At 59.6% G+C, this 6,256-nt stretch carries 5 protein-coding genes and 1 pseudogene; 1 reads left to right on the forward strand and 5 read right to left on the reverse strand.

The window, feature by feature from the left end:
* Together guaA and guaB are read right to left on the reverse strand one after the other, a co-directional pair.
* The coding region (gene guaA, locus CW267_RS29280; RefSeq protein WP_101148704.1) for a glutamine-hydrolyzing GMP synthase at positions 1 to 1,378 on the reverse strand (1,378 nt) is incomplete at its 3' end.
* Between the two features lie 67 nt (positions 1,379 to 1,445).
* On the reverse strand, positions 1,446 to 2,912 hold the full coding sequence (gene guaB, locus CW267_RS29285) for an IMP dehydrogenase (protein WP_004151980.1): 1,467 nt from the start codon (positions 2,910 to 2,912) through the stop codon (positions 1,446 to 1,448).
* A gap of 158 nt (positions 2,913 to 3,070) precedes the next feature.
* On the opposite strand from guaB, the gene xseA reads away from it, so the two are divergent.
* Complete coding sequence (gene xseA / locus CW267_RS29290; protein ID WP_016161631.1) at positions 3,071 to 4,462, forward strand: exodeoxyribonuclease VII large subunit; 1,392 nt, start codon at positions 3,071 to 3,073, stop codon at positions 4,460 to 4,462.
* Here the strand turns inward: xseA and CW267_RS29295 are convergent.
* The 3 genes and pseudogenes from CW267_RS29295 to CW267_RS29305 all read right to left on the reverse strand — a co-directional run.
* Complete coding sequence (locus tag CW267_RS29295; RefSeq protein WP_004201901.1) at positions 4,446 to 4,664, reverse strand: zinc ribbon domain-containing protein; 219 nt, start codon at positions 4,662 to 4,664, stop codon at positions 4,446 to 4,448. The genes xseA and CW267_RS29295 overlap by 17 nt on opposite strands.
* 49 nt (positions 4,665 to 4,713) lie before the next feature.
* The gene (locus tag CW267_RS29300) at positions 4,714 to 5,793 is read right to left on the reverse strand and encodes a Gfo/Idh/MocA family oxidoreductase (protein ID WP_049155075.1); all 1,080 of its coding nucleotides are present in this window, start codon (positions 5,791 to 5,793) and stop codon (positions 4,714 to 4,716) included.
* Between the two features lie 117 nt (positions 5,794 to 5,910).
* Positions 5,911 to 6,256: pseudogene (locus CW267_RS29305) on the reverse strand (ribosome biogenesis GTPase Der); the annotation flags it as partial.

The raw sequence follows: 6,256 nt of genomic DNA on the forward strand, positions 1-6,256 counted from the left end.
TTACGCCGACGGAGCGCACCGGCAGGAACACGGTAAACGCCTGGCTCACTTTGTTGTACAGGTCAGCTTTGTGTAGCTCTTCGATGAAGATAGCGTCCGCACGACGCAGCAGGTCGCAGTACTCTTTCTTCACTTCGCCCAGCACGCGCACGCCGAGGCCCGGGCCCGGGAACGGGTGACGGTAGAGCATATCGTACGGCAGGCCCAGTTCCAGACCGATCTTACGCACTTCGTCTTTGAACAGCTCACGCAGCGGCTCAACCAGCCCCATCTTCATCTCTTTCGGCAGGCCGCCCACGTTGTGGTGAGATTTAATGACGTGTGCTTTACCGGTAGCGGAAGCGGCAGACTCGATAACGTCAGGGTAGATGGTACCCTGCGCCAGCCATTTGACGTCGTCCAGCTTCAGCGCTTCTTCGTCGAACACTTCCACGAAGACGCGGCCGATGATTTTACGTTTCGCTTCCGGATCGTTCTCGCCTTTCAGCGCGTCGAGGAAGCGCTGCTCGCCTTCAACGTGAACAATGTTCAGGCCAAAGTGGTCGCCAAACATGTCCATCACCTGCTGCGCTTCATTCAGACGCAGGAGACCGTTATCCACGAATACGCAGGTCAGGTTTTTGCCGATGGCGCGGTGCAGCAACATCGCGGTCACCGAAGAGTCCACGCCGCCGGAGAGGCCGAGGATCACTTTGTCATCGCCAACCTGCTGGCGGATACGCTCGACGGCGTCGTCGATGATTTTCGCCGGGGTCCACAGGGCTTCGCACTGGCAGATGTCGCGCACGAAGCGCTCCAGCATACGCATCCCCTGACGGGTGTGGGTCACTTCCGGGTGGAACTGCACGCCGTAGAAGCGTTTTTCTTCGTTGGCCATAATGGCAAACGGGCAGTTGTCGGTGCTGGCGACGGTGACGAAGTCAGACGGGATGGCGGTAACTTTGTCGCCGTGGCTCATCCACACGTCCAGCAACGGTTTGCCGTCCGCGGTCAGGGAGTCTTCGATACCGCGCACCAGCGCGCTGTCGTTAACCACTTCAACCTGCGCGTAGCCAAACTCACGCTCGTTAGAACCTTCCACATGGCCGCCCAGCTGCATCGCCATGGTCTGCATGCCGTAGCAGACGCCAAATACCGGCACGCCGGCTTCAAACACATACTGCGGCGCGCGCGGGCTGTTCTCTTCGGTAGTACTTTCCGGGCCGCCGGAAAGAATGATGCCGCTTGGATTGAATTCGCGGATCTGTGCTTCTGTGACATCCCACGCCCACAGCTCACAGTAGACGCCCAGCTCACGCACGCGACGCGCCACCAGCTGAGTATACTGAGAGCCGAAGTCGAGGATGAGAATGCGATGTTTATGAATGTTTTCCGTCATTGACGCTAATTCCGAGGCAAGTGAAACAGAGTAAATAAATCGCCCGACGCTAGGTCGGGCGAAGAAATCAGGAGCCCAGACGGTAGTTCGGGGACTCTTTGGTGATGGTCACGTCGTGAACGTGGCTTTCCTGAATGCCCGCACCGCTGATGCGTACGAATTCAGCTTTGGTACGCAGCAGGTCAATGGTACCACAGCCGGTCAGACCCATACAGGAACGCAGACCGCCCATCTGCTGGTGAATGATTTCTTTCAGGCGACCTTTATAGGCCACGCGGCCTTCGATACCTTCCGGCACCAGTTTGTCAGCGGCGTTATCGCTCTGGAAGTAGCGGTCAGAGGAGCCTTTAGACATCGCGCCAAGAGAGCCCATGCCGCGGTAAGATTTGTAAGAACGGCCCTGGTAGAGTTCGATTTCACCCGGGGATTCTTCGGTACCCGCCAGCATAGAGCCGACCATCACCGCGGCCGCGCCGGCAGCGATGGCTTTGGCGATATCGCCGGAGAAACGGATACCGCCGTCAGCGATAACCGGAATACCGGTCCCTTCCAGTGCTTCCACCGCGTCGGAAACGGCGGTGATCTGCGGCACGCCCACACCGGTGACGATACGGGTCGTACAGATGGAGCCCGGGCCGATACCCACTTTCACCGCGCTGCAACCGGCTTCCGCCAGCGCGCGCGCGCCTGCACCGGTGGCCACGTTGCCGCCGATGATCTGCAGGTCCGGGTATTTCGCGCGGGTTTCACGAATGCGCTGCAGGACGCCTTCAGAATGACCGTGCGAGGAGTCGATCAGCAGAACGTCAACGCCCGCGGCTACCAGCGCGTCTACGCGCTCTTCGTTGCCGGCACCGGCGCCGACCGCCGCGCCTACGCGCAGACGTCCCTGCTCATCTTTACAGGCATTCGGTTTACGTTCTGCTTTCTGGAAATCTTTAACGGTGATCATGCCGCGCAGGTGGAAGCTCTCATCCACGACCAGCGCCTTCTCAACGCGTTTTTCATGCATCTTAGCGAAGACCACCTCGCGGCTTTCGCCTTCACGTACGGTAACCAGGCGCTCTTTCGGGGTCATATAGACGCTGACCGGCTGGTTCAAATCGGTGACGAAACGCACGTCGCGGCCAGTGATGATACCGACCAGCTCGTTCTCTTCGGTAACCACCGGGTAGCCGGCGAAGCCGTTACGCTCGGTCAGCTCTTTCACTTCACGCAGGGTGGTGGTTGGCAGAACGGTCTGCGGGTCGGTGACCACGCCGGACTCATGTTTCTTCACGCGACGAACTTCTTCCGCCTGGCGCTCGATGGACATGTTTTTGTGAATAAAGCCGATGCCGCCTTCCTGTGCCAGGGCAATAGCCAGACGCGCTTCCGTTACGGTATCCATGGCTGCGGAGAGCATAGGAATATTCAGACGAATGGTTTTCGTCAGCTGAGTGCTGAGATCGGCAGTATTCGGCAGAACGGTAGAATGAGCGGGAACGAGGAGGACGTCGTCAAACGTCAGGGCTTCTTTAGCGATACGTAGCATGGGCAATATCTCGACCAGGGTGGATAAATATTGCCGTGGCATTATACAGAGCGTAACCGATTGCATCTACCCTTTTTTGCAAATAATACTTGCCATCCCCTCTGAGCGCGTTACTATCGACTGAATAACCTGCTGATTTAAAGTTTGATCTTGCTCACATGTTACCCTCTCAATCCCCCGCAATTTTTACCGTAAGCCGCCTCAATCAGACGGTGCGTCTGCTGCTTGAGCGCGAAATGGGCCAGGTTTGGATCAGCGGCGAGATCTCTAACTTCAGCCAGCCCTCCTCTGGCCACTGGTACTTCACCTTAAAAGACGATAACGCCCAGGTGCGCTGCGCGATGTTCCGCAACAGCAACCGCCGGGTGACGTTTCGCCCACAGCACGGGCAGCAGGTGCTGGTTCGCGCCAACATCACCCTGTATGAGCCGCGCGGCGACTACCAGATTATCGTCGAAAGCATGCAGCCCGCCGGCGAAGGGTTATTACAGCAGAAGTATGAGCAGCTCAAAGCGCAGTTAACGGCGGAAGGACTGTTCGAGCAAAAACATAAGCAGGCGCTCCCCTCACCCGCCCACTGCGTCGGCGTCATCACCTCGAAAACCGGTGCGGCGCTGCACGATATTCTCCATGTTCTCAGGCGCCGCGATCCCGGGCTGCCGGTGATCATCTACCCAACCGCGGTCCAGGGTGACGACGCCCCCGGGCAGATTGTGCGCGCCATCGCGCTGGCCAACGCGCGCCAGGAGTGTGACGTACTGATTGTCGGACGCGGCGGCGGTTCGCTGGAGGATCTGTGGAGTTTTAACGATGAACGGGTGGCACGGGCTATTTTCGCCAGCCAGATCCCTATCGTTAGCGCCGTCGGCCATGAAACCGACGTCACGATCGCCGATTTTGTTGCCGACCTGCGAGCACCGACTCCCTCAGCCGCCGCGGAGATCGTCAGCCGCAATCAGCAGGAGCTGCTGCGCCAGCTGCAGTCCGGACAGCAGCGTCTGGAGATGGCGATGGACTATTTCCTCGCCAGTCGCCAGCGCCGTTTTACCCAGCTGTTCCATCGCCTGCAGCAACAGCATCCGCAGCTGCGCCTGGCCCGCCAGCAGACCGCCCTGGAACGCCTGCGCCAGCGGATGCGTATCGCCGTGGAATCGCAGCTTAAGCGCGCCGAACAGCGGCAAAAGCGCACCGTTCAACGTCTGGATCACTACAACCCGCAGCCACGGATCCACCGGGCGCAATCGCGGATCCAGCAGCTGGAATACCGGCTGGCGGAAAATATGCGTGGCCGCCTCAGCGAGCGGCGTGAACGGTTTGGCAACGCGGTGACCCATCTGGAGGCGGTGAGTCCCTTAGCCACTCTGGCGCGCGGCTACAGCGTCACCTCGGTGAGCGACGGTACGGTGCTGAAACAGACGAAACAGGTCAAAACCGGCGATCTGCTCACCACCCGCCTGAAAGACGGCTGGATCGAAAGCGAAGTGAAGCAGATCGCGCCGGTGAAAAAAACGCGGGCCAGAAAGCCTTCACCCGCTAAACCAGCGGAATAAATTCCACCCGTTTTTTCGAGATCAGGCCATGCCCATGCTGGCAAAAGTAATCCACCGCGCCGCACGCCTTGAGCACCTCCAGCGGCTGGTGGCATTCCGGGCAGCGGGCCTCGAGGGCAAATACCCTTTCGCACTGGGCGCAATGCGCGCTGCTGCCTTTGACATCTAACGGCGCGTGGCACAGAGGGCAATCAAGTTCCATAACCATTCCTTTCAACGTTTATCTGCACCTATTTTATCATGTTCCGGGTTTAATGAGGGCCGCGTAATTGCTGCTGTAGCCGGAGCAGCCATTCCACTTCCTCAAGCCGACGTCGCGTCAACCCGGCCACGCTGTCGGGCGCCCGGATAAACAGATTATCCGCGCCGAGGATCTGCTCATCGAGGCAGTGCGAATAGATCGTCCCGGGGCGGGTCCAGCGCTGGATCCGCTCGCCGTCGTGCAGCGTCACCACTTCGCCCTCAGGGGAGCGGTCGAGGATGAGGATTCGCCCGTCCCGCAGCCCTATCCGCATTCCCTTTTGCCCGCCTGCGGGGCCCGCGTATTTGTTTAGCCAGATATTAAGCGGGATAGTTCCGAGGGTTCCCTGCAGATGCGCCTCCCCCTCTGCGGTGACCGTATCCCCAGGGGCAATGTCATGGCCGAGGCGGTCTTTCGCCACCCGAAGGGAAAGGCTCAGCGCCGTATCGCTTCCGCTGGCGTGCAGGGTTTCGCGGAGCATCGCCAGGACATGGGTGCCGATATCAAGGATCACCCCATCAGGGTGACGCAGCTGCCGGGTATCCAGCTCCCCGGTGGCAAAATTGAGCGCGACCGGCTCTCCGGCAGCGTTAAAGCCGCTTGGCTCCTGTAAATAGCCTTCGAGCCAGACGATATCCTGCGCTGACAGGTGCGGCGGCGGCTGGCGGCTGGCCTCCCCTTCCGCCCGCCACCGTGGGCCAGGAGCGTTCAGCGCAACGCCTCGCGCCATCCAGTGGTCAAGAGCCAGCACCCGCGCGGCCTGCTCAGGCGGTGCCAGCAGCGCCCGCAGTCGGGCGGCCTGCTCAAGGTTGGCCACGATCGGCTTTTCCACCACGATGCGGGAAATGCCGCTGGCTAACGCTCTCTCCAGCACGGGCAGATGCTGAAGTGATGAGGTGGTAATGAAGAGCGTATCCAGAGGTTCGGCCAGCAGTGCCGACAGCGAATTACAGCGCTGGATCCCCGGCAGCGCTCTGCTGCTGTCCAGATCATAGCCATGGCAGCGGTCGATGACGTTTCCCAGGCGACGCAGCGCCGGTAAATAGGCGGTTTCCACCACCGCGCCGAGGCCGATAAAACCAATCTGCATAGTAAGTCCACCTTTGAGCCGCTCTGTTCCCCGCGAAGTATCGCGGGATTATGGCGGAAGGTTTTGACATTTACCGGCATGGCGGCCACAAAAAACCCGCCGAAGCGGGTTTGATGATTATTTGCTTTTCTTGATGTGCTTGATCAAGCGCTTACGTTTACGCATCTGGTTCGGCGTCAGGGTGTTGCGCTTGTTGGCGAACGGGTTTTCCCCTTCCTTGAACTGGATCCGGATTGGCGTACCCATCACGTCCAGGGATTTACGGAAGTAGTTCATCAGGTAGCGCTTGTAGGAATCCGGCAGATCCTTCACCTGGTTACCGTGGATCACCACGATAGGCGGGTTGTAGCCCCCGGCGTGGGCATATTTCAGCTTCACGCGACGGCCACGCACCAGCGGTGGCTGATGATCTTCCGCCGCCATGTTCATGATCCGGGTCAGCATCGCGGTGCTTACGCGGCGG

It is taken from the genome of Klebsiella sp. X1-16S-Nf21 (assembly GCF_002837615.1).
Lineage (GTDB): Bacteria > Pseudomonadota > Gammaproteobacteria > Enterobacterales > Enterobacteriaceae > Klebsiella > Klebsiella variicola.